At 71.9% G+C, this 23117-nt stretch carries 18 protein-coding genes and 1 pseudogene; 9 read left to right on the top strand and 10 right to left on the bottom strand.

The features are described 5' to 3' along the window. Positions 1-25: 25 nt before the first annotated feature. Complete coding sequence (locus ACIGEP_RS16170; RefSeq protein ID WP_396662667.1) at positions 26-1696, bottom strand: ABC transporter substrate-binding protein; 1671 nt, start codon at positions 1694-1696, stop codon at positions 26-28. Between the two features lie 149 nt (positions 1697-1845). On the opposite strand from ACIGEP_RS16170, the gene ACIGEP_RS16165 reads away from it, so the two are divergent. The 3 genes from ACIGEP_RS16165 to ACIGEP_RS16155 all read left to right on the top strand — a co-directional run bounded on the left by ACIGEP_RS16165 (position 1846) and on the right by ACIGEP_RS16155 (position 3857). Then, positions 1846-2709 (top strand): spermidine synthase, encoded by an 864-nt coding sequence (locus tag ACIGEP_RS16165; protein WP_396662666.1) that lies wholly within the window; start codon positions 1846-1848, stop codon positions 2707-2709. An 88-nt stretch (positions 2710-2797) separates the two neighbouring features. Next, a complete protein-coding gene (locus tag ACIGEP_RS16160) occupies positions 2798-3325 on the top strand; it encodes a hypothetical protein (protein ID WP_396662665.1) in 528 nt (175 codons plus the stop codon). A gap of 43 nt (positions 3326-3368) precedes the next feature. After that, positions 3369-3857: a SprT-like domain-containing protein gene (locus ACIGEP_RS16155; protein ID WP_396662664.1), complete on the top strand. Its 489-nt coding sequence runs from the start codon at positions 3369-3371 to the stop codon at positions 3855-3857. On the opposite strand, the gene ACIGEP_RS16150 is transcribed toward ACIGEP_RS16155, so the two are convergent. Then, positions 3844-4503, bottom strand: a complete 660-nt coding sequence (locus ACIGEP_RS16150) for a 2-phosphosulfolactate phosphatase (RefSeq protein ID WP_396662663.1) — start codon at positions 4501-4503, stop codon at positions 3844-3846. The genes ACIGEP_RS16155 and ACIGEP_RS16150 overlap by 14 nt on opposite strands. A 105-nt stretch (positions 4504-4608) precedes the next feature. Here ACIGEP_RS16150 and ACIGEP_RS16145 point away from each other — a divergent pair, with 105 nt between their 5' ends. Further along, positions 4609-5115: a hypothetical protein gene (locus ACIGEP_RS16145; protein WP_396662662.1), complete on the top strand. Its 507-nt coding sequence runs from the start codon at positions 4609-4611 to the stop codon at positions 5113-5115. 57 nt (positions 5116-5172) lie between these two features. Here ACIGEP_RS16145 and ACIGEP_RS16140 read toward each other — a convergent pair whose 3' ends face one another. From ACIGEP_RS16140 to ACIGEP_RS16115, 6 genes are all read right to left on the bottom strand, one after another. After that, positions 5173-6642 carry an FtsX-like permease family protein gene (locus tag ACIGEP_RS16140; RefSeq protein ID WP_396662661.1) on the bottom strand — a complete coding sequence of 490 codons (1470 nt, stop codon included), beginning with the start codon at positions 6640-6642 and terminating at the stop codon, positions 5173-5175. Next, positions 6639-7400, bottom strand: coding sequence for an ABC transporter ATP-binding protein (locus ACIGEP_RS16135; protein WP_396662660.1), 762 nt, complete (start codon positions 7398-7400; stop codon positions 6639-6641). Before ACIGEP_RS16135 ends, ACIGEP_RS16140 begins: the two co-directional genes overlap by 4 nt. Before the next feature lie 103 nt (positions 7401-7503). After that, on the bottom strand, positions 7504-8145 hold the full coding sequence (locus ACIGEP_RS16130; protein WP_396662659.1) for a response regulator: 642 nt from the start codon (positions 8143-8145) through the stop codon (positions 7504-7506). 19 nt (positions 8146-8164) lie between these two features. Continuing rightward, positions 8165-9328: a sensor histidine kinase gene (locus ACIGEP_RS16125; RefSeq protein WP_396662658.1), complete on the bottom strand. Its 1164-nt coding sequence runs from the start codon at positions 9326-9328 to the stop codon at positions 8165-8167. Between the two features lie 59 nt (positions 9329-9387). Further along, entirely contained in the window at positions 9388-10335 is a 948-nt protein-coding gene (locus ACIGEP_RS16120; RefSeq protein WP_396662657.1) for a diacylglycerol/lipid kinase family protein, read from the bottom strand. Between the two features lie 66 nt (positions 10336-10401). Next, positions 10402-10860, bottom strand: a complete 459-nt coding sequence (locus tag ACIGEP_RS16115; RefSeq protein ID WP_396662656.1) for an Lrp/AsnC family transcriptional regulator — start codon at positions 10858-10860, stop codon at positions 10402-10404. A gap of 118 nt (positions 10861-10978) precedes the next feature. On the opposite strand from ACIGEP_RS16115, the gene ACIGEP_RS16110 reads away from it, so the two are divergent. Then, entirely contained in the window at positions 10979-12388 is a 1410-nt protein-coding gene (locus ACIGEP_RS16110; protein ID WP_396662655.1) for a DUF6421 family protein, read from the top strand. A gap of 61 nt (positions 12389-12449) precedes the next feature. Here ACIGEP_RS16110 and ACIGEP_RS16105 read toward each other — a convergent pair. Next, positions 12450-13866: pseudogene (locus ACIGEP_RS16105) on the bottom strand (MFS transporter). Between the two features lie 64 nt (positions 13867-13930). Here ACIGEP_RS16105 and ACIGEP_RS16100 point away from each other — a divergent pair. Then, positions 13931-14998, top strand: a complete 1068-nt coding sequence (locus tag ACIGEP_RS16100) for a threonine aldolase family protein (protein ID WP_396662654.1) — start codon at positions 13931-13933, stop codon at positions 14996-14998. A 13-nt stretch (positions 14999-15011) separates the two neighbouring features. Here the strand turns inward: ACIGEP_RS16100 and ACIGEP_RS16095 are convergent, their stop codons facing one another. Next, positions 15012-15638 carry an NUDIX hydrolase family protein gene (locus ACIGEP_RS16095; protein WP_396662653.1) on the bottom strand — a complete coding sequence of 209 codons (627 nt, stop codon included), beginning with the start codon at positions 15636-15638 and terminating at the stop codon, positions 15012-15014. 92 nt (positions 15639-15730) lie between these two features. Here ACIGEP_RS16095 and ACIGEP_RS16090 point away from each other — a divergent pair, with 92 nt between their 5' ends. From ACIGEP_RS16090 to ACIGEP_RS16080, 3 genes are all read left to right on the top strand, one after another. Next, positions 15731-16390, top strand: coding sequence for an alpha/beta hydrolase (locus ACIGEP_RS16090; RefSeq protein WP_396662652.1), 660 nt, complete (start codon positions 15731-15733; stop codon positions 16388-16390). Between the two features lie 283 nt (positions 16391-16673). Continuing rightward, on the top strand, positions 16674-18350 hold the full coding sequence (locus tag ACIGEP_RS16085; RefSeq protein WP_396662651.1) for an ABC-F family ATP-binding cassette domain-containing protein: 1677 nt from the start codon (positions 16674-16676) through the stop codon (positions 18348-18350). A 59-nt stretch (positions 18351-18409) separates the two neighbouring features. After that, positions 18410-23107 (top strand): ATP-dependent helicase, encoded by a 4698-nt coding sequence (locus ACIGEP_RS16080; RefSeq protein WP_396662650.1) that lies wholly within the window; start codon positions 18410-18412, stop codon positions 23105-23107. The last annotated feature ends 10 nt before the right edge of the window (positions 23108-23117 follow it).

The raw sequence follows: 23117 nt of genomic DNA, 5'->3' as shown, positions 1-23117 counted from the left end.
GGCGGCCGAAGCCACCTCGATCGGCTTACTTCGTGAGGACGATCTCGCTGAACACCTCATCGTTCACCGGGCTCGCCGGGTAGCTCTCGACGCGGGGGTCGAAGGCCAGGGTGGGAGCCGGGTGGGCGAGCGGGACACCGGGGATGAACTCGGCGACCTGCTCGTTGATGTCGGAGTAGACCTGGGTCTGCTCATCGAGGTCGGCGATACCGCGGGCATCGGTCAGCGCCTCGAACAGCTCGGGGTTGTCGAAGCCCCACTCCGCCGACTTCTGGCCGAAGAAGACGCCCAGGAAGTTGTCGGTGTCGTTGTAGTCACCCGTCCACCCGAGCAGGTGGATGCCGTGGTCCGTGCCGCCGGTGATGAGGTCGAGGTACTCGCCCCACTCGTTCGACTGCGGGGTGGTCTCGACGCCGACCTCGTTCAGCTGCGACGACAGGACCGTGAAGATCTGCTCGGGGTCCGGCATGTACGGACGCGAGACGTTGACCGGGTAGTTGAAGGTCAGCGTCAGCGGGTTCGACTCGTCGTAGCCGGCCTCGGCGAGGAGCTCCTTCGCCTTCTCGGGGTCGTAGTCGTACGTCGTGACGTCGGCGTTCCAGCCGTTCACGGTCGGCGGCATGAACTGCGTTGCCTTCTCGGTGCCCTCGGGGAGGACCTGCGAGATCAGCGCGTCCTTGTCGACCGCGTACGAGAGCGCCTCGCGGACCTTCGGGTCCTGCAGCTCGGGGACCGCCTGGTTGAAGGCGAGGTAGAGGATCGTGAAGGGAGGGCGCGACACCATGGTGTAGCCGTCCTCTTCGAGGGCGGCCGTGTCGGCGGGGCCGACGAGGTCGTAGCCGTCGATCGAGCCGGACTCGAGCGCCTGGCGGCGTGCGGTCGGGTCGTCGATGACGCGGAAGATGATCTCGTCGATCTGGCCCGCGTCGCCCCAGTAGTCCTCGTACGAGCTCAGCGTGAGCTGCTCGCCCGGCGCCCACTCGTCGAACTTGTAGGGGCCCGTGCCGACGGGGTGGCCCATCGCGTACTCGCTGAGGGTCGGAGCCTCGGCGGTGCCGCCGACCTCGTCGGCGCTGTACTCCTCGAGGGCGGTCGGCGACTGCATCCCGAAGGCCGGGAGCGAGAGCGCCGCCACGAAGCCGGCGAACGGCTTCTTCAGGGCGATGGTGACCGAGGTGTCTCCATCAGGGGTGCAGGAGTCGTAGACCGCGGTGTCGGGGCTCGACGCGTAGCCCTTGAAGAGCTTGTTGTAGTAGTAGCCGAGCGCCTCGCTGGCGGCCAGGCCCTCCCAGTTGTACCAGCGGTCGAAGTTGAAGCAGACGGCCTCGGCGTTGAACGGGGTGCCGTCGTGGAAGGTGACACCCTCCTTGAGGGCGAACGTGTAGCTCAGCGAGTCGTCGGAGGCTTCCCACGACTCCGCGAGCAGCGGTGCGGGGTCGGCGGTGCCGGGCTCGGTGCCGACCAGGCCTTCGAAGATCTGGCGCGAGACACGGAAGGTCTCGCCGTCCTGGGCGAAGGCGGGGTCGAGGCTGGCCGGGTCGGCCGACGCGCCGAAGACGAACGTGCCGTCGACGTCGGCCGCGCCTTCGCCTTCGCCGCTTTCGCCGCGCTGACTGGCGCACGCGCTGAGCGCGAGCGCACCGATGACGAGGGCCGCGGCGCCCGCGACCACCCGCTTCCTGGAAATGGGGAGCATTGCTGTGCACCTTCCGATGAGGCTCGTCGGCAGCACGCCTGGTGGGCGGCGCTGCCGAAGGGATGCCGCTGACGCTACCTGCCGCACTGCGGGCAAGCGGTTACATCTGCATCTCGATCGTGTTTCTTCCTGCGGGCTACCGTAGACGAATGGCCCGCTCCCGCGACCCGATCGATCCGCCTGTCGCGAGACTGTCCGACGGGCGGCAGGCACGCATCGTGCCGGGGCGCTTCGCCGGCGGCTGGGAACTGATCGTCGACACCACCCCGCAGTCGCACGTCGATCTCGACGATCCGTCGCACCTGCACTTCGAGTACATCGCCCGCATGGGTGCCGTCATCGACCAGATCGGGATGCCGGGCGAGCCCCTCACGGCGGTGCATCTGGGTGCGGGCGCCCTGACCCTCCCCCGCTACGTCGAGCACACCCGACCGGGATCGCGCCAGCAGGTCATCGAGCTCGAGCAGGCGCTCGTGGACCTCGTCCGCGAGCACCTGCCGCTCCCGCGCACGGGTCAGCTGCGGGTGCGCATCGGCGACGCGCGCGACGTCGCGGCACGCCTGCCGGCGGGCATCGTGGGCAACGTCGACCTCGTCGTCTCGGACGTCTTCGCGGGCGCGCAGACCCCGGCGCACATCACGAGCGTCGAGTACTACCGCATCCTCGCGGGACTCCTCGCCCCCACCGGCATCCTGCTTGTGAACATCGCCGACGGCAGCGGGCTCGCCTTCGCGAGGCGCCAGGTCGCGACCGTGCGGTCAGTGCTCGAGCACGTCGTGATCCTCGCCGAGGTCGGCACGCTCAAGAGCGGCCGATTCGGCAACATCGTCATCGCCGCCTCCCCCGCGCCCCTGCCGATGGACTGGCTGCCGCGTCTCATGGCGGCGGGCCCGCACCCCGCGAAGGTCGCCCACGGTGCGGAGCTCGAGGCGTTCGCGCGCGACGCGCGGATCATGACGGATGCCGACGCCACCCCCTCGCCGAAGCCCGCGGCATCCGTCTTCGACCGCTGAGGCCACGACGCACGGCGCGCCCTCAGCCGATTCCGGGCACAGCGCGGCGACACTGGAGGCACACGTCGCTGGGTGGGAAGGATTGGCCGTGGGCTTCATCAAGGGATACGACCCGGAGACACTCCGAGAGATCGTCGACCTCGACGAATGCCAGGCTCGGCTCGTCGAGCTCGGCGAGCAGCGCAGCCTCGCGGCGATGCTCGAGAAGGTGTGGCTCCTCAAGGTGACCGGGCGTCTCGACGACGCACTCGTCGTCTCGGAGGAGTCGGTCCGCCTTGCGCGGATGGCGGGCACCCGCAAGGACCTGCTGCGGGCTCGGATGCTGCACGCCACCGTCCAGCAGTTCCGCGGCGCCTACGCCGCGGCGATCCACGAGCTCAACACGTGCGTCGAGGAGGCCGAGGGCCAGGGCTGGGCCGCGGTCGCCGCCTTCGGCTGCCAGCACCGCGGCAAGGTGCACTTCGACGCGGGTGACGACGCCGCCGCGCGCGCGGATTTCAAGAAGGCCCTCTTCCTGCGCCAGGAGGCGGGCGCGCCCGAGGAGCAGCTGGAGTCCACGCTGCTGGCGATCGATGCCGTCGACCGGCGCCGCAACCGATCCACGGTCGCCAGCTGAGCCGTTACCGGCGAGTGTCGTACATGCGTTCTATCGTGCTGCCATGAGCGATCTGATCGACGTCCGCCGCGAGGCGGAAGCCCTGCTGCGGCAGCTGCTCGACGACTCGTGGAGCTTCTCGTTCGACAACGCCAAGCGTCGCGCGGGCGCGTGCGACTACCTGCGCAAGCGCATCACCCTGTCGCGCTACCTGGCTGCACGCTACGACGCCGAGACGAACCGGCAGACGATCCTGCACGAGATCGCGCACGCCATCGCCGGCGCCGCCGCCGGTCACGGCGCGGACTGGAAGCGCGTCGCGCGCTCGCTCGGCTACACCGGCGGGGTGACGCACCGCGGCGAGACGGCCACGGAGCTCGCGCCCTGGGTCGGTGTCTGCCCGGCCGGCCACGTCGCCTACCGTCACCGCAAGGCGACCCGGGCGACCTCGTGCGCGCGCTGCGCGCCCACGTTCGACGAGCGCCACCTCATCACGTGGCGCCGCCGCGAGATCACCGCCGAGACCCGGCGGGCGGCCCTCACCCCGCGCTGACCGCCTCGTACGCGCGCCACGCGCCGTCTCGCAGGACCGGGACCGCGTCGTCGGCGTCGTGCACCGCAGCGGCGAGCACCTCGGCACGACGGTCGACCTCGAGAAGCTCCTGACCCGATCCGCTGGCCGTCAGCAGGTGACGGACGGCGGATCGCAGCCCGCGGAACGACTCGGATGCCGCGGCCGCCTCCGGCGACGAATGGTCGAGCCCGAGCGCCTCGAGGGCGGCGAACACCGCGCCGGCACCGAGCTGGTCCTCGACGGAGAAGCGGAGGAGCGCGGCATCCGCCGGCCCGGACAGCTCGCCGGCGGCGATGACGTTGACGCTCGTCCGCGCCGCACGACGGTTCTGCTCGGCGAGCACCGCGCGGGCGACCGCGGTCGCATTTCGGAGGCACCCGAGGAGGACGACGGCGCCGGCCTCCGCCGCAGCGGACGCGACGGCGGCGCCGTTTCGGGAGACGGCGTGCGCGGCCTCGTCGTGCGGCACGGCGTCGCCGCCCGCGACCTGCGCGGACACCGTCGACGAGAACCGCAGCACGTCGACGACCACGACGACGTCGGCCGGGGCGAGTCGGCGCAGGCCCTCCTGCCCCCAGTCGAAGCGCAGCTGGTAGCGGGACTGATCGAAAGGGCTCGCGGTCATCCTTCCAGCGTACGAGCGTCGCCGACGGGCGTGACGTCGCGTGACGAGAGGGCCGCGAGCGCGGAACCGCGCCTGTCCGCCCTCGAGGAATGCGAGAGTGGACGCATGCGGATCCTCCTCAAGCTCGAGCTCGACTGCACCGCCGACGCCGCCTGGCGCGCGCTGCACTCCCCCCGCGCGGTGACCGAACTGTACGGCCCGCTCCTCGAGATGGGACCCATGGCCGCCGCGCTGCCGACCTCGTTCGAGGCGGGAGCCGACGTGCCCGTCGAGATCCGCGCACTGGGCCTCATCCCGGTCGGCCAGCAGCTCATCCACGCCAGCGACCGCCAGACCGAGGATGCCAACGGACCCGTGCGGATCTTCCGCGACAGCGGCATCCCGCTCACCGGCCCGCTCGCGGCGCTCGACGTCTGGGACCACCAGATGGCGGTGAGTGCCCTGCCGGGCGATCCGTCGAAGACGCTGTGGCGCGACCGCCTCACGATCGGCGGCGCCGCGGCCGTGCCCCTGTGGCCGCTGCTGTGGGCGGCGTGGCAGTACCGCGGCATCCGCCTGCGTGCGCTCGCGCCCACCTGGTCGTACGACCCACCCGCCGCCGACGAGGCGTGACGAACGGATGCCGCCCCTCCGCGTGACCCGGACAGGTCACGCGGAGGGGCGGCGGTCTCACTCCGACAGCGCCTCGACGGGAGCGGTGCGCGTCGCGATCCGCGTGGGGGCGACCGCGGCGGCCAGGGTCAGAGCGGCCGTCGCGACGACGACGATCACCACCGGGAGCCAGGGCACGGCCGGCGCGACGAAGGTCGGCGACATCCACAGCGGCGGCACGGCGACCGATCCGAGCAGCGACTGCGCCGCGACCCAGCCGTAGAGCACGCCCAGGGTGAGCCCGAACAGCAGCGCCGTGATCGTGACGTGCGCAGCCTCGATGAGCACCATCCGGCGGATCTGCGCTGACGTCAGGCCCAGCGCACGCAGGAGACCCAGCTCTCGCTTGCGCTGCACGACACCGATCGTGAGGAGGTTGACCAGGCCGACGGCGGCGATGATCGCACTGACGGCGACGAGGCACATCATGACCGTCGAGAACACGTCCATCATCTCGTTGAAGGCCGGGTCGGGCTCGCCGCCGCCCGAGGCGGTGACGAGGGCCTTCACCGACTCGGCGGCGACGGCGAACATCACGACGAGGGCGACGCCCATGACCACACCGATGGCCATGCGGCTCGAACGTTCCGGATAGCGGACCGCGTTCTCCGCGGCCAGACGCGCGGTGACCGACCGTCCGAAGAACCGACCCGTCGCCCGCAGGAGCGGGGGCATGATCGAGACCGCGCTGATCGCGACGGCCGTGAAGCTGAACAGCCCGCCGAAGAACGCGACGAGCACGCCGACCGGACTGAGCAGACCGAGCAGCAGTCCCCCGCCGAGGAGGACGGCGCCGAGCGCACCCAGCACGATGGCCGCGGCCTTCCGCCCCCGACCCTCGGCGATCTGCTCGCGGGAGCGCTCGACGGATCCGCCGAGGGCCTCGAGCGGCGTGACGGTGAGCACACGACGCGACCCCGACCAGGCGGCGACCCACGTCGTCAGGGCGACCGCGATCGTCGGCAGGAGCAGCACCGGCTGCAGGGGCGACCAGTCCGAGGTGACCCCGAGGGCCCGATCGAGGAAGGGAATCGCGGGGACCATCGCGAGGGTCGTCACGACGAGCCCGAGGAGGGCGCCGATCGCACCGACGATCAGTCCCTGCCGCGCGACCTCGCTGCGCTGCGAACGTGCGGTCGCGCCGATGAGGCGCAGAAGGGCGATCCGCCGGGTTCGGCCGGCGATGATCGTCGAGAACGTGTTGGCCGTCACGATGGCGGCGACGTAGACGGCCACCGCGAGCAGGATGCCGCTCAGCAGCACCAGCACGGCGGTCATCGTGTCGGACGACCCGTACATCGGGTTGGCGCTGAGCACCGCGGAGATGTAGCCGGTCGCCGAGAGCAGGACGACACCGAAGGCGGTCGAGATGGCCGAGATGAGGATCGTCGCCCCCATCCCCCGCTCGCGCAGCCACGCGAGGCGGGACGAGCGAGCGGTGTCGGGCACGGCGGGTGCGGGCGCGACCGGAGCGGTCAGGGTGGTCATGCGGTCACCTCCGCGCTGAGCATGTGGGCCGAGATCTGCTCGGCGCTCTGACGGGGCTTGTCGGCGACGATGCGGCCGTCGCCGAGGAAGAGCACGCGGTCGGCGTACGAGGCGGCGACCGGGTCGTGCGTGACCATCGCGATGGACTGCCCGTGCTCCCTGCTCGCCGCAGCGAGAAGGGAGAGCACCTCGCGTCCGCTCCGCGAGTCGAGGTTGCCGGTCGGCTCGTCGGCGAAGACGAGGTCGGGGGCGGTGGCGAGCGCCCGGGCGATCGCGACGCGCTGCTGCTGACCGCCCGAGAGCTGGTGGGGCCGATGCCGCAGGCGCGGACCGAGACCCAACGTCTCGACGAGGCCGTCGATGCGGGTGCGCTCCTGCGACGTGGGACGTCGGCCGTCGAGGTCGAAGGGCAGCAGGATGTTGCCGATCGCGTCGAGGGTCGGAACCAGGTTGAAGGACTGGAAGACGAAGCCCACTCGACGCCGGCGCAGGATGGTGAGCTCGACGTCCGAGAGCGTCGTGATGTCGGTGTCGCCGATCCAGACGCGGCCGGCGGCGGGGGCGTCGAGTCCCGCCATGATGTGCATGAGGGTGGACTTGCCCGAGCCCGACGGGCCCATGATCGCGGTGAACTCGCCGCGGCGGATGCCGACGGTCACGTCGTCGAGCGCGCGGACGGCGGACTCGCCTCCGCCGTAGGTCTTGGTCAGGTGCTGGACGCGGGCGGCGAGGCCCAGGTCGGTGGTCGTGATCTCCATGCCTTCGACGCTACGAAGCAGGCCCCCACCGCCGCGTCGGCCTGACGGCGCCTCCGCGTACATCGCGAGGATGATCCGGCATCCACCCTCGCGGGGCGTGCGGTCAGGCCAGCCCGTGCTCGAAGGCGAAGACCACGAGCTGCACCCGGTCGCGCAGGCTCAGCTTGGCGAGGATGCGGCTGACGTGCGTCTTCACGGTGGCCTCGGAGAGGAACTCCCGCGCCGCGATCTCGGCGTTGGACAGCCCTCGCGCGGCGAGCGCGAAGATCTCCCGCTCGCGGTCGGTGAGCGCACCGAAGGCGGGCGGGACGGGACGGGCGGGCTCGCCCAGCGAGGCGAACAGGTCGCGGGTCGCGGCGGCGGCGATGACGGACGATCCGGCGTGGACGGTGCGGATCGCGGCGAGCAGGAACTCGGGATCGGCGTCCTTCAGGAGGAACCCGCTCGCGCCGCGCTGGATGGCACGGGCGGCCGCCTCGTCGAGGTCGAACGTCGTCAGCATGACCACCTTGGGCGGGTCGGGGTCGGCCAGCAGGGCCTCGGTCGCAGCCAGGCCGTCCATCACCGGCATCCGGATGTCCATCATGACCACGTCGGGATGCGTCGCGCGGACGACCTCGATCGCCTGCGCCCCGTCGGACGCCTCGCCGACGACCTCGAGATCGGGCTGCGAGGCGACGACCATGCGGATGCCGGCGCGGAACAGGGCCTGGTCGTCGACGAGGACGACGCGGATCGGGGTCATGCGGGGTCTCCAGAGGGGGTCATGCGGCGGGCGCGCCGATCGGCAGCGATCCGGACACGAGGAACGACGACCCGGCCGGGGCGGCGTCCACGCGGCCGCCGATCAGCTGCGCCCGCTCGCGCATGCCGATGAGGCCGTGCCCGGGGGCGCGCTTCTCGCTCGACGGATCGGGGGGCAGGTCGTTGCGGACCGAGAAGTCGACACGATCGGCGTGCCACGAGAGCGAGACGTCGACGCCGCCGGGCCCGCCGTGGCGGAGGGCGTTGGTGAGCGCCTCTTGCAGGATGCGGTACACCGCGAGCTGGACCGAGGCGGGGATCTCGGCCCGCGGTGCCGGGTCGACGTCGACCCGCAGCGGGGTGCCGGCAGCCCGCACCTGCGCGTACAACTGCTCGAGGTCGGCGAGGGTCGGCTGCGGCCCTTCGGCCTGCGAATGGCGCATCTGGGTCAGGAGCAGGCGCACGTCCGACAGCGCGGCACGCGCCGTCGCCGAGATCGTCCCGAGCGCCTCGGACTGGGCCTGCGGATCGGATGCCGCGGCGTACCGCGCCCCGTCGGACTGCGCGATGATCACGGCGAGCGAGTGCGCGACGATGTCGTGCATGTCGCGGGCGATACGGGTGCGCTCCTGCTCGGCGGCGGTCTCGGCCTCGGCCCGGGTCTGAGCCACGCGCGTGGCCCGCGCCCGGAGGGCGGTGCGGACGAGGGCGCCGGCCGTCCAGCTGAGCCCGAGGGCGAACAGCGCGGCGAGCAGCACGAAGATCAGCGTCGGGACGTCGGACAGCGATCCCGAACCGAGGAACGCCCACCGGAACAGGTAGATCGTGATCGTGCCGGACCCGACGACCACGGACGACAGCCCGAGCCAGAAGACGAGGCGGGAGCCGTAGGCCGCCGTGGCGTAGAGCACGGCGAAGATCGCGATGTCGGAGAACCCGGGGCCGCGACCGAAGCCCATCTGCGTGATGGCACCGATCCACGCCACGGCGAGGGCGAGGCCCGGCGAGTACCGACGCAGGCCGAGCGCGATCGACATGAGGAAGACGACGGGGATCGCCGACCATCCGCCGATAAGCGACGGACCCGTCGCACTGTTCAGCTCGTAGGGCAGCGACACCAGCGCGAACAGCACCGCCAGAGCCGCGTCGACGGCGGCCTGGTAGGGACGGAGCGGGCGGAACACTCCCCCGACGCTACGCGGTCGGGCGGGCCGCGGCATCCGCCGCAGGATGTATCCCGGGGTCAGTCGCGTGCGGCGGGGAGGTAGACGCGCAGCCCGCCGTGGACCGCGCGCACCCGCATCCGGAACCCGTCGCTGCCGACCTCCTCGAGCTCGCCGTCGTGGACCCAGATGTCGGGTGCGCTCCCGGCGCCTACCTCGAGGACGAAGTCGTCGTCGAGGATGCGTTCCAGATCGGATGCCGGGGGCATCACCCGGAGGGCGCGGAGGACCTTCACGGTGTTCTTCCCGAAGGCGAGCGAGGCGACGGCGCGCAGCCGGGAGCCACGCGCGTGGTGCACGCGGACGTCGATGACGGCGTCGTGCAGCGTCGCCCGCTGCATCGTCGCGATCCGACCGGGGTCGTTGCGGCCCACCCCGGCGAACACCGACCACACCCGGGCTCGTTTACCGCCGCGCGCGACGTCGACGGGGTGCGCGCCGTGGACCTCGCGCCACGCGGCCACGGCGCCGCCCCACCACTTGCCGAGGCTTGTGCGGCGCTCGCGCTCGGCGAGGAACTCCGGATAGGCGCCGAGCGAGACGGCATTGAGCACGGTGATCGCGTCGCCGTCGTCGACCGAGACCTCGGCGACCGCGACGGGCCGCACGTGTCCCGCGGCATACGCATGGAGCCCCGCGTCGACGTCGTCGATGCCCGCCGAGCGCGCGAAGTGGTTGAACGTGCCGTTCGGCAGGACGAGCAGCGTGAGGTCGTGGCGTCGTGCCAGGTGCGCGGCTCGCGAGACGGACCCGTCGCCGCCGAGGATCGCAAGGACTTGCGGCGGGGTGTCACCGGCCACAGCCGCCGCCACGACCTCGTCGAGGGTCTCGTCCTCACCGAGGCGATGGACGGTGGCGCCCGGCATCCGCCGCTGCACATCGGGGACGCGGTCGGGTCGCCCCAGCGAGGCGCCCGAGCGGGCGTTGGCGACGACGAAGACCTCGGAACCGATCGGGTGGTCGCTCATCCTGCCACGGTAGGCGGCGACCGCGCCGGCCGCCTCCCCTTGACACCCCCCCGCGCGCGGGGCGGGTCAGGCCGGAGAGAGGGGGCGGTGCTCGAAGAAGGTCTGCAGGACGACGGTCGTGCGCGTGTTCACCGAGGCGGCGGAACGGATGTCGCGGATCAGCCGCTCGAGGTCGCGCGGGGTGGCCACGCGCACGAACAGCATGTAGGCGGCATCCCCCGCGATCGAGTGGCAGGCCTCGATCTCGTCGAGGTGTGCGATCAGCTCAGGAGCGTTGTCGGGCTGGCCCGGGTCGAGCGGCGTGATCTCGACGAAAGCCGCGAGCGGCTTGCCCGCGACCTCCGGGTCGATCACCGCGCGGTAGCCGGAGATCAGACCCCTCGCCTCGAGGCGACGCACCCGCGCCTGCGTCGCCGAGACCGAGAGCCCCGCGACGCCCGACAGCTCGGCCAGCGTGGCGCGGGCGTTGGCCGACAGCGCGGTGATGATCGCGGAATCGGCGGGGTCGGTCTCGTCTGCGGGCACGCTCCGACGCTACCGCAGCCGTCTTGCACACGCGATCCTTACGGCCTTAGGCTGATATCACAGGAAATATTCTCGCCGTATCGCGAGGAAACCGTGAGGAACCGATAGGAGGTCCACCATGAGCACCGTCAGCACGTCGACGATCATCGGAATGCCCGAGGTCGTCGAAGACGCCCGCCAGGCCGAGACCTCCACCGCATGGACGATGCTGCGGGATGCCGCGACCGCCCTCCAGGACCTGCAAGTCACCGACGGCTCGGTGCCCGATGCCGCCGACCACGACACCGCCCGTGCACACGTCGAGGCGATCACGGCCGGCATCCGCGCCCTCGCCCCCGCGTTCCCGCACGACGCCGCCTACCTCGACGCGAGCGTCGCCGACTTCGACCGCTGGGTTTCGGATGGGTTCGGCGTGCCCGACTTCCTCGACTCGCTCGTCGCCTTCCAGCCGCAGCAGCACCGCATCGACGGGCTGCGACACCTGGTCGTCTTCCCGATGTACACGCAGAACGGCACGCGCGACCGCAAAGTCGAGGCGGTGCTCGTCGAGACGATCTGGCCGGAGTTCATCGCAGAGCTCGAGCAGACCTACACGAACCGCTTGTTCGTCTCGTTCCGCCTGCTCGACTTCACCCCCGGCTACGACACCAACTCGGCGGTCCTCTTCCCCGAGACGGTCGCGATGCGCGAGGTTCCGACCTTCACGTGGGGCGCGATCTTCCAGGACCGCGAAGCGGCGCGCTACCGGCGCGTCGTGCGCGCGGCATCCGAGATCACCCGACTCGAGCTGCCCGACGCCGCCGCACGACTCCTCGACGACCAGCGCCTGGCCGAGAAGACGTTCGTCATGTGGGACCTCATCCACGACCGCACCCACATGCGGGGCGACCTGCCGTTCGACCCGTTCATGATCAAGCAGCGGATGCCGTTCTTCCTGTACTCGCTCGAAGAGCTGCGGTGCGACCTCACCGCATTCCGCGAGTGCGTCGCGATCGAGAAGGACCTGTCGGCGAAGGCGCAGCTGACGGATGCCGAGACCGAGATGCTCGAGCACGCCGGCCTCGTGCAGTACGCCGTCATCTTCGACCGGATCTTCCGCTTCGCGATCACCGGCACCCGGGTACGCAACTACGACGGCCTCGGCGGGCAGCTGCTGTTCGCGTGGCTGCACCAGCGCGGCGTGCTCCACTGGACCGACACCTCGCTCGCCTTCGAGTGGGACCGCGTCGCAGACGCCGTCATCGCACTGAGCGACGCGATCGACCGCCTCTACTGGGAGTCCATCGACCGCCCGAAGGTCGCGCACTGGCTCGCCGCCTACGACCTCGTGCGCCAGACGGTCACGCCCCACCCCGCCTCGCAGTGGGCGCGCGGTCTGCCCGACGAGATCCTCGCGGGACCGCCGAAGGGATACACCGACGCGGTGATGGACGACGAGTTCCCGCTCTCGATGTTCTTCGAGGCCCTCGAGAAGAAGATGCGCCCCGTGATCGCCGGCGTCGCCGGCATCCGGGCCACCGACGCCTGACCCGCCGGCGGCCGGCGTCGGGGGGATGCCGGTCGCCGCGGGTCAGTGCACCGCGGCGTCGTCAGTCCCCCGCGACGCCGCCGGCGGCTTCGCGGGACGAGGACGGGATGCCGGGACCCCCGGCATCCGCTTCGGTCGTCTCGGGCGCCTGGCGGTACTCCGCCGACAGCGTCCGGTAGGAGCGCGTGAGGAACGCGGCGAGCGCCGCAGCCACCATGATCAGCCCTCCGACGAGGAAGATGAGCGCGATCCCGCGCATCTCCCCCTCTCCCAGCAGCCACGACCAGGTGCGCCGGCCCTCGTCGGTGCGCAGGTAGGGGATGACCCAGAACTCGGCGATCGGCGCGATCGCGAAGGACGTGATCGGGCCGGTCGACACCTCGAGGGCCGTCGCGGCGCCGAACACCCGCCCCTGCCGCTCGAACGGAACGACCTTCTGGATGACGGTCTGCTCGGCCGACTCGATCACCGGGACGAGCGTCATGTATGCCCAGATTCCGACCGCGTAGAGCCACCACCACTCTCTGAGTGTGAAGACCGCGCCCAGGAGACCCATGACGGCGACGGCCAGGAGGGAGGGTGCGGATCGGGTTCTTGCCGAGGCCCTTCGCCGCGACGATGCCGCCGCCGATGAGGAAGCCTGTCGCGGTCACGGCCAGCACGACGCCCCAGAGCTTGACGTCGAACAGATCCAGGCCGTACGGATCCATCAGCGCCATGTAGAGGCCGCCGATGAGGTTGTTGAACGTCGAGAAGAGGATGAGCGCGAACAGCCCGGGAACGGCGCGGATGGCCGCGGCGGCACCCCGGATGTCGAGGATCTTCGAGCCCGGATCCGGCACGGGCGCGTCCTCGGCGATGCGGACGAACAGCAGGTGGACGAGGGGCACGGCGGTGAAGGCGATCGCCACGGCGAGCGTCCACCCCATGCCGACCAGCCCGATCGCGAGGCCCGACAGCGCGCTCGTCACGATGAACGCGATGCCCTGGACGGTGCCGACGAGCCCGTTCGCGTTCGCGTGGCGCTCCGTCGGCACCAGGAGGGTCACCGTCGTGGACAGCGCGATGTTGCGGAGGTTCTCCACCACCGCGCCGATCAGGATGATGCCGGAGAACATCCAGAACCAGGGCCCGCCGAGGTCGAGGATCGCGGACTCGGGCTGCGCGAGGTAGATCGCGCCGGCGGCGAGGAAGGCGGCCAGGGTGAAGACGCCGGAGAAGACCATGACGGCGTGCTTGCGAAAGCGGTCGACGAGCGTGCCGAACACCATGCCGAAGATCGCGAGCAGCAGCATGTACGCGCCGCCGATGATGCCGGTCGCCAGCACCGACTCCGTCTGCAGGTACACCCAGAAGGTCAGAGCGAACCAGAGGAAGCTCGTCGTGATGTTCGCGACGGCCGTGTTCACCAGCACGTGCAGGAAGGTCCGCATGCCGCCCGGCGGGACGGTGCGGGATGCCGGCGTCGCGTCGCTCATGCGGCGAGGGTATCGCCGACCCCCGACACGGGAAAGGGGCGCCTCGGCGACCTAGGCTGGAGGGGTGACGACGCTCCACGACCCGACGGTCCGTTCCTTCGCCAGCGACAACTACTCCGGGGTCCACCCCGAGGTCCTCACCGCGCTCGCCGCGGCGAACGACGGGCACCAGATCGCCTACGGCGAGGACGTCTACACCGAGCGCCTGCAGCACGTGTTCGCGCGTCACTTCGGCGACGCCGCGCAGGCGTTCCCCGTGTTCAACGGCACCGGGGCGAACGTCACGGGGCTCCAGTCGATGCTGCCGCGATGGGGTGCGGTGGTGGCGGCATCCACCGCCCACATCAACGTCGACGAGGGCGGCGCTCCCGAGAAGGTCGCGGGCATCAAGATCCTGAACGTGCCCACCGAGGACGGCAAGCTCACTCCCGAACTCGTCGACCGCGAGGCGTGGGGGTGGGGCGACGAGCACCGGGCGCAGCCCCTCGTCGTCTCGATCACCCAGTCGACCGAGCTCGGCACGCTCTACACGCCCGACGAGATCCGCGCCCTCGCCGACCACGCGCACGCGCGCGGCATGCGACTGCACCTCGACGGCGCGCGGCTCTCGAACGCCGCTGCCGCGCTCGACCTGCCGATCCGGGCCTTCACGCGCGATGCGGGTGTCGACGTCGTGAGCGCCGGCGGCACGAAGAACGGCGCGCTCGCGGCCGAGGCGATCGTCGTGCTCGACCCCGCGGCATCCACCGGGCTCCCCTTCCTGCGCAAGCTCAACATGCAGCTGTCCTCGAAGATGCGGTTCGTCTCGGCGCAGCTGATCGCGCTCTACGAGGACGACCTCTACCTGCGCAACGCGCGGCACGCCAACGCGATGGCGGCGCGGCTGCGGTCGGCCGTCGAGGCGGGACTCGCGGACGGGTCGATCTCAGGGGTGCGGTTCAGCCAGCCGACCCAGGCGAACGGCGTCTTCGCGATCCTGCCCGACGGCGTCGCCGACCGCCTGCGCGAGTCGTTCCGCTTCTACGACTGGGATGCCTCGAAGAACGAGGTGCGCTGGATGTGCTCGTTCGACACCGCCGAGTCCGACGTCGACGCGTTCGTCGCCGAACTGTCGCGCCTGACGCGCGACTGAGGCTCGCGCGGGGTCAGCGCAGGGCGCCGACCGAGGCGAGCGCCTGGCGCACGAGCGTCGAGCGGCCGCCCTCCATCTCGGCGGCGAGGGCGTCGGATGCTGCTTCTTCGGGGGACATCCAGGTGACCTCGAGCGCGTCCTGACGCGGCTCGCACGTGCCCGTCACGGGCACGACGAAGGCGAGCGACACGGCGTGCTGGCGGTCGTCGTGGAACGCGCTCACCCCGGGGATGGGGAAGTACTCGGCGACCGTGAAGGGCGCCGGCTGCGGCGGGAGCAGCGGGAAGGCCATCGGCCCCAGGTCGTTCTCGAGGTGGCGGAACAGGGCGTCGCGCACGGTCTCGCCGTAGCGGACGCGTCCCGACACGATCGTGCGCGAGATCTCGCCCATCGGTGTCGCCCGCAGCAGGATGCCGACCTCGGTCACCGCGCCCATGCCGTCCAGTCGCACCGGGACGGCCTCGACGTACAGCATCGGCAGGCGGCGCCGCGCCTCGGCGAGTTCGACGTCGCTCAACCACGCGGGGTTCCCCGCGGAGCCGGGGCGGCCCATCGACGCGCCGAGCCCGCGGAGCGGATCGCGCGCGGCGCCCTCGTCGCCCTGCTCGTTCGGGTCGGGGTCGGGAGTGCGGACGGCCATGCCTCCATGTATACCCGAGCGGATGCCGCGCCGCCCGGCGCGCGCCCTCGCCGACCCGCGCGGGTGTCGGCGCCCTGGTGCAGGATGGACGCATGGTCGCCGCCTCCCCGCTCGATCCCGACGCCGTGCTGTGGTCCGCGCCCGCCGAGGAGCGCGGCGAGCGGCCGCTGCTCGTGCTGCTGCACGGCTACGGCTCGCACGAGGGCGATCTCTTCGGGCTCGTGCCGCACCTGCCGCCGGAGTTCGTGGCGGCGGCGGTGCGCGCCCCGCTCGCACCGCGCTTTCCGATGCCCGGCTACTCCTGGTTCACGATCGACGGCGTCGAGAGCCGCGATCACGACGAGGTCGTCGCGTCGGCCGAGGCGGTCTGGGACTGGGTCGACGCCGTGCGGGGGGCGGCGGCATCCGTCGGTCTTCTGGGCTTCTCGCAGGGCGGCGTCATCGCGCTGCAGATGCTGCGGATGCGGCCGCGCGACGCGGCGTTCGCGGTGAACCTCGCGGGCTACGCGTTCCCCGAGCCGGCGGACGGCGACGCTCAGCTCGCCGAGGTGCGCCCGCCGGTGTTCTGGGGGCGCGGCGCCCGCGACGAGGTCATCCCGCCCCGGTTCATCGACCACACCGCGCAGTGGCTCCCCGGGCACGTCGACCTCAGCGGACGCGTCTACCCGGACCTCGCGCACAGCGTGTCGGCCGAGGAGCTCGCCGACGTGCGCGTGTTCCTCGAGAAGCAGGTCGCGAAGCGCGCGGGCTGATGCCCTCTGGCATCCGCTCGTTTTCGTGGCTACCATGGGCGGGTCCCCGTCCCGAGTGTGAGGAAGAGCCGTTGAAGGCTGTCGACGCGATCGCGCTGTGATCCCGCGCTGACCCGTCGACCCTCCTCGAGGACGATTCCGACGGTCCGCCCGGTGATCGATTCACCGACCGGCGCGGACCGTCCTCCTTCGACCACGGCACCTCGTGCTGCCCGGATGCATGAAGCGCTGCACCCGAAAGGTCGACGCAGGCGTCCGCGCACCCCTCTTCAGGGAGGCGCTCATGCCCACCACTCTCACCTCCGCGGTCACCCTCGACCGCGTCACCTTCACCTGGCCCGACGGCACCGTCGCACTGAGTGACGTGTCCGGGGCCTTCGGCGGCGGACGGACCGGACTCGTCGGCCGCAACGGCAGCGGCAAGTCGACGCTGCTCAAGCTCATCGCCGGGACTCTCCACCCGGCATCCGGATCGATCACGACGGCCGGGACCGTCGACCTGCTGCCGCAGCAGGTGACGCTCGACACCGGGCGACGGGTCGCCGATGTGCTCGGCATCGCGCCGGTACTCGACGCCGTCCGGGCGATCGAAGCCGGCGACGTGGACGAGCGCCACTTCGACACGGTCGGCGACGACTGGGACGTCGAGGCACGTGCGACGGCCGCCCTCGCCGAGGTCGGCCTGCCGGACGGTGCGCTCGACCGTCGCGTGGGCGAACTGTCCGGCGGTGAGGCGGTGCTCGCCGCGCTCGTGGGCGTCCGTCTGCGGGGAGCGGAGATCGCCCTGCTCGACGAGCCGACGAACAATCTCGATCGGGATGCCCGGAGGCGCGTGCACGAACTCGTGCGCGCGTGGCGGGGCACGCTGATCGTGGTAAGCCACGACATCGCGCTGCTCGAGGAGCTCGACGACACCGCCGAGCTCTACGAGCACGAGCTGTCGGTGTTCGGCGGGCCGTACTCCGCGTGGCGCGCCTGGCTCGACACCGAGCAGGCCGCCGCCGCCCAGGCCGAGACCGCGGCCCGGCAGCTGCTGCGGCGCGAGAAGCGCGACCGGCAGCAGGTCGAGTCGGCGATCGCCATGCGGAATGCGCACGGCAAGAAGCTCGCCGCGAAAAAGGCGGCGCCGAAGATCGTGCTGGGCGCGATGAAGCGTTCGGCCGAAGTCACCGCGGGCAAGCTGCGTGTCGAGGCGAACGAGAAGGTCGAGGCCGCACGAGCCGCCGTCGACACCGCCGGGCGGCGCGTGCGCGACGACGACACCGTGCACATCGACCTGCCCGACCCCGGCGTCGGCACCGGCCGCCGCATCGCCACGATCGGCGACCGCGAGCGGTCCTGGACGATCCAGGGGCCGGAACGAGTCGCGCTCGTGGGGCCGAACGGCGCGGGGAAGACGACCCTGCTCGAGCGTCTCGTCGGGTCGGCGGGGCCTGCACCGCAGGTGCCGAACGCAGGTTCAGCCGGCGGCGAAGGCGGCGAAACGCGGTCGGATGCCGCATTGCCCCTGCACTCGGCACCCGACCTCGTCACCACCGAGGCGCACACCGACCGGATCGGCTACCTCTCGCAGCGGGTCGACGGCCTCGACGAGGCCGCGTCGGTGCTGGCGAACATCCGCGCCGGAGCGCCGGGGGTCGGCGACGTCGAGCTGCGGAACCGGCTCGCCCGGTTCCTCATCCGCGGCGACACGGTGCTCCGGCCGGTGTCGGCGCTGTCGGGTGGCGAGCGGTTCCGCGTCGCGCTCGCCCGGCTGCTGCTGGCCGACCCGGCCCCGCACCTGCTGGTGCTCGACGAGCCGACGAACAACCTCGACCTCGACACGGTCGATCAGCTCGTCGGCGCGATCTCGGCCTATCGGGGCGCGGTGCTCGTGGTCAGTCACGACGACGTGTTCCTCGAGCGGATCGCCCCGGACCTCACCCTCGAGCTGCGGGACGGGCTCCTGACGGAGCTGTGACGCACGGGCCGGGGCGCAAGCCCCGGCCCGATGTCGGTGGTCCGCGTGATGATAGGAGGATGGCGGACGTCCTCGAGCGGTTCAGCCCTGCGACGCAGGACTGGTTCCGGGGCGCCTTCCATGCGCCCACCGCTGCGCAAGCCGGCGCATGGCAGGCGATCTCGGCGGGCAAGCACGCCCTCGTGGTCGCCCCCACCGGCTCGGGAAAGACGCTGTCGGCCTTCCTGTGGGCGCTCGACCGGATCTTCCGCGACCGCGTCGCCTCGGCGCCGCCGCCCGAGGGGGCGAAGCCGAAGAAGAAGCGGGCGGATGCCGCCTCCCCCCGCACGCGCGTCCTGTATGTCTCGCCCCTCAAGGCCCTCGGCGTCGACGTCGAGCGCAACCTCCGCTCCCCGCTGGTCGGCATCGGCCAGTCGGCGCGGCGGCTCGGGATGCCGGCCCCGGACGTCACGGTCGGCGTCCGCTCGGGCGACACGCCCTCCGCGGACCGGCGCCGCCTGCTCGCCGACCCGCCGGACATCCTGATCACGACGCCCGAGTCGCTCTACCTGATGCTGACCTCGCAGGCGGCCGAGACGCTGCGCGGCATCCACACGGTCATCGTCGACGAGGTCCACGCCGTCGCCGCGACCAAGCGCGGCGCGCACCTGGCCGTCAGCCTCGAGCGGCTCGACGCCCTGCTCGACACCCCGGCGCAGCGGATCGGGCTGTCGGCCACGGTGCGCCCCATCGACGAGGTGGCACGCTTCCTCGGCGGAGCGGCCCCGGTCGACATCGTCGCGCCGAAGGCGACCAAGGCGTTCGACCTCTCGGTCGTCGTGCCGATCGACGACCTCACGAACCCGCCTCCCCCGCCCGGTGCGCCCGAGGAGGAGCAGCCCGTCGCGACCGACGACGATGACGGTGACGGCGATGGCGGCAACTGGTACACGCCGCCGCAGTCGTCGGAGATGACGGGATCGGTGTGGCCGCACGTCGAGGAGGCCATCGTCGACCGCATCCTCGCGCACCGATCGACGATCGTGTTCTCGAACTCCCGTCGCCTCGCGGAGCGTCTCACCGGGCGCCTCAACGAGATCTACGCCGAGCGCGTCGGGATCGACGTGCCCGACCCGACCGTTCCGGCGGCGATGATGGCGCAGGCGGGAGCGTCCGCCGGAGTCGAGGCGATCCTCGCGAAGGCGCACCACGGGTCGGTGTCGAAGGAGCAGCGCGCACAGGTCGAAGACGAGCTGAAGTCCGGCGCCCTCCGCTGCGTCGTCGCGACGAGCAGCCTCGAGCTCGGCATCGACATGGGGGCCGTGGACCTCGTGATCCAGGTCGAGGCGCCGCCCTCGGCGGCATCCGGTCTGCAGCGCGTCGGCCGCGCCGGGCACCAGGTGGGCGAGGTGAGCCGCGCCGCCCTCTTCCCGAAGCACCGGGGCGACGTGCTCCACACCGCCGTCGTGACCGAGCGGATGCTGGCGGGCCAGATCGAGGCGATCGCCGTGCCGCAGAACCCGCTCGACATCCTCGCGCAGCAGACGATCGCCGCTTCGGCGGTGGCCGTTCTCGACGTCGAGGGCTGGTTCGAGACCGTCAAGCGGTCCGCGCCCTTCCGCTCCCTGCCGCGTTCGGCCTACGAGGCGACGCTGGATCTGCTCGCCGGGCGTTATCCTTCCGACGCGTTCGCCGAACTGCGTCCTCGCGTGGTCTGGGATCGGGATGCCGGCACGATCACCGGCCGTCCGGGAGCGCAACGGATCGCGGTGACCAGCGGCGGCACGATCCCCGATCGCGGACTGTTCGGGGTGTTCATCTCGGGCGAGGCCCGCAACGCGCGTGTCGGCGAGCTCGACGAGGAGATGGTCTACGAATCCCGGGTCGGCGACGTCTTCACGCTGGGAACCACGAGCTGGCGCATCGTGGAGATCACCCACGACCGGGTCAACGTCCTGCCGGCGTACGGGCAGCCGGGCAAACTGCCCTTCTGGCACGGCGACGGCCTCGGTCGCCCCGCCGAGCTCGGCGAGGCGCTGGGCAAGTTCTCCCGTGAGCTGTCGACGGCGAAGCCCGAGAAGGCGACCGCACGGCTGCGCGAGTCGGGGCTCGACGACAACGCGATCGGCAACCTGCTCGCCTACATCGGCGAGCAGCGCGAGGCGACCGGCAGCCTTCCGACGGACAAGACGCTCACCGTCGAGCGCTCACGCGACGAGGTCGGCGACTGGCGCGTCATCCTCCATTCCCCGTACGGCATGCATGTGCACGCCCCATGGGCGCTGGCCGTTAACGCGCGCATCCGCGAACGTCTCGGGGTCGAGGGGGCCGCCGTCGCGAGCGACGACGGGATCATCGCCCGCGTGCCCGACACCGACGCCGAACCGCCGGGCGCGGAGCTGTTCGTGTTCGATGCGGACGAGCTCGAGCAGCTCGTGACCTCCGAGGTCGGCGGATCCGCACTGTTCGCCTCCCGCTTCCGCGAATGCGCCGCGAGGGCGCTGCTCCTGCCCCGCCTCAATCCGAACAAGCGATCGCCGCTCTGGCAGCAGCGGCAGCGCTCGGCGCAGCTGCTCGAGGTCGCCAAGGAGCACCCGACCTTCCCGATCATCCTCGAGACCCTCCGCGAGGTGCTGCAGGACGTCTACGACCTGCCCGCCCTGCTGCGCATCGCACGGAGCATCGCTGACCGCCGCATCCGACTCGTCGAGACGACGACCAGTTCGCCCTCGCCGTACGCGCGCGACCTGCTCTTCGGATATGTCGGTGCGTTCATGTACGAGGGCGACTCGCCCCTCGCAGAGCGTCGCGCCGCCGCACTGTCGGTCGACCCGGCACTGCTGAGCGAGCTGCTCGGCAAGATCGAGATGCGCGAGCTTCTCGACCCCGGCGTCATCGAGCAGTACGCGCGTGAGTTGCAGCGGCTCGACCCGACCCGACGGGTCCGGGGCGTCGAGGGGGTCGCCGACCTGCTGCGCCTGCTCGGCCCGCTCTCGCCGGCGGAGGTCGCCGAGCGCCTCGAGGGTGCATCCGCGGGCCTCGACGCGCCCGCACCGGCGGCGACCGAGGCGGATGCCGCCGCCCTCCTCGATGAGCTCGTCGAGGCGCGCCGCGCCATCCGGGTCACCTTCGGCGGCGCGTCCCGCGTGGCCGGCATCGAGGACGCCGGGCGCCTGCGCGATGCCCTGGGGGCGGCGCTGCCCGTCGGCATCCCCACCGCCTTCCTCGACCCCGTCGCCGACCCGCTGGCCGATCTCGTCGCGCGGTACGCCCGCACCCACGGCCCGTTCCGCACGTCGGACGTCGCGGCCAGGCTCGGGGTCGGCGCCGCGGTCGCCCGGCAGACGCTGCAGCGCCTCGAGGCGCAGGGCCGACTCGCGAGCGGGTTCTTCCTGCCCGCCGACTCCTCCCACACCGACGACCTCGAATGGTGCGACAGCGAGGTGCTGCGGCGCATCCGGATGCGGTCGCTCGCCGCGATCCGCGGGAGCGTCGAGCCGGTCGCACCCGACGCGCTCGGCCGCTTCCTGCCGGTCTGGCAGCATCTGACCCGGCCGCTCGAGGGTGTCGACGGCGTCCTCGCCGTCGTCGAGCAACTCGCGGGCGTCCCGCTGCCCGCGAGCGCCTGGGAGTCGCTCATCCTCCCCTCGCGCGTGCGCGACTACTCCCCCGCGCTGCTCGACGAGCTGACCGCGACCGGGGAGGTCCTGTGGTCCGGTCACGGCTCGCTGCCCGGCCGCGACGGCTGGATCGCGCTGCACCCCGCGGACGTCGCGTCTCTCACCCTGCAGGTTCCCGAGGACGAGCCGACCCCCTTCGAGCAGTCGATCCTCGACGCGCTCGGCGCGGGCGGCGCGTACTTCGCGTCGCAGCTCGCCGGCATGGTCGACTCCCCGAACGAGCAGTCCGTCATCGACGCCCTGTGGAACCTCACCTGGTCGGGGCGCGTGACGAACGACACCTTCGCGCCGGTCCGCGGCCTGCTCGGCGGCGGGTCGCAGGCTCACCGCGTGACCCGGCGCACCCCGCGGACGCGGATGTTCCGCGGCACCCCGATCGCCGCGACCGCGCGTCCTGCGCCGCAGCGGCCCGCGATGGTGGGCGGCCGGTGGTCTCTGCTGCCGGCCCCCGACACCGACGCCACGCTGCGGGCGACCGCCACGGCGGGTCTGCTGCTCGAGCGCTACGGCGTCGTCACGCGCGGCTCGGTGCAGTCCGAAGGGGTGCCCGGTGGGTTCGCGCAGGTCTACCGGATCCTCGCCGGATTCGAGGATGCCGGGCACTGCCGCCGCGGCTACTTCGTCGAGAAGCTGGGCGCCGCGCAGTTCGCCACCTCCGCCACCGTCGACCGGCTGCGAGAGTTCGCCTCCGTCGCCGAGCCCGCCCCGCTCACGGCACGGACCCTCGCCGCGACCGACCCCGCCAACCCCTATGGGGCGGCGCTGAACTGGCCGTCGCTGGAGGGCGTGAACCACCGACCGGGTCGCAAGGCCGGCGGCCTCGTGGTCCTCGTCGACGGCGCCCTCGTGCTCTACCTCGAGCGCGGCGGCCGCACCGCGCTCGCCTTCACCGACGACGAGGACGTGCTCGCCGCGGCCGCCCGCAGCCTCGTCGAGACGTCCCGCGCACGAAAGCTCGACACGCTGACGATCGAGCAGGTGAGTGGCGCCTTCGTCTACACGACCGCCGCCGGCCGAGCGCTGCGCGACGCCGGCTTCGTCGAGTCCCCGAAGGGCCTCACGCTGCGTCGTGGCGCCCGCGAGCCGCAGCGGGCGTAGGGAGGCGCGG

Source organism: Microbacterium sp. NPDC077663, from assembly GCF_044542795.1.
Taxonomy (GTDB): Bacteria; Actinomycetota; Actinomycetes; order Actinomycetales; family Microbacteriaceae; genus Microbacterium.
This window is presented reverse-complemented; position numbering and strand designations above follow the sequence as displayed.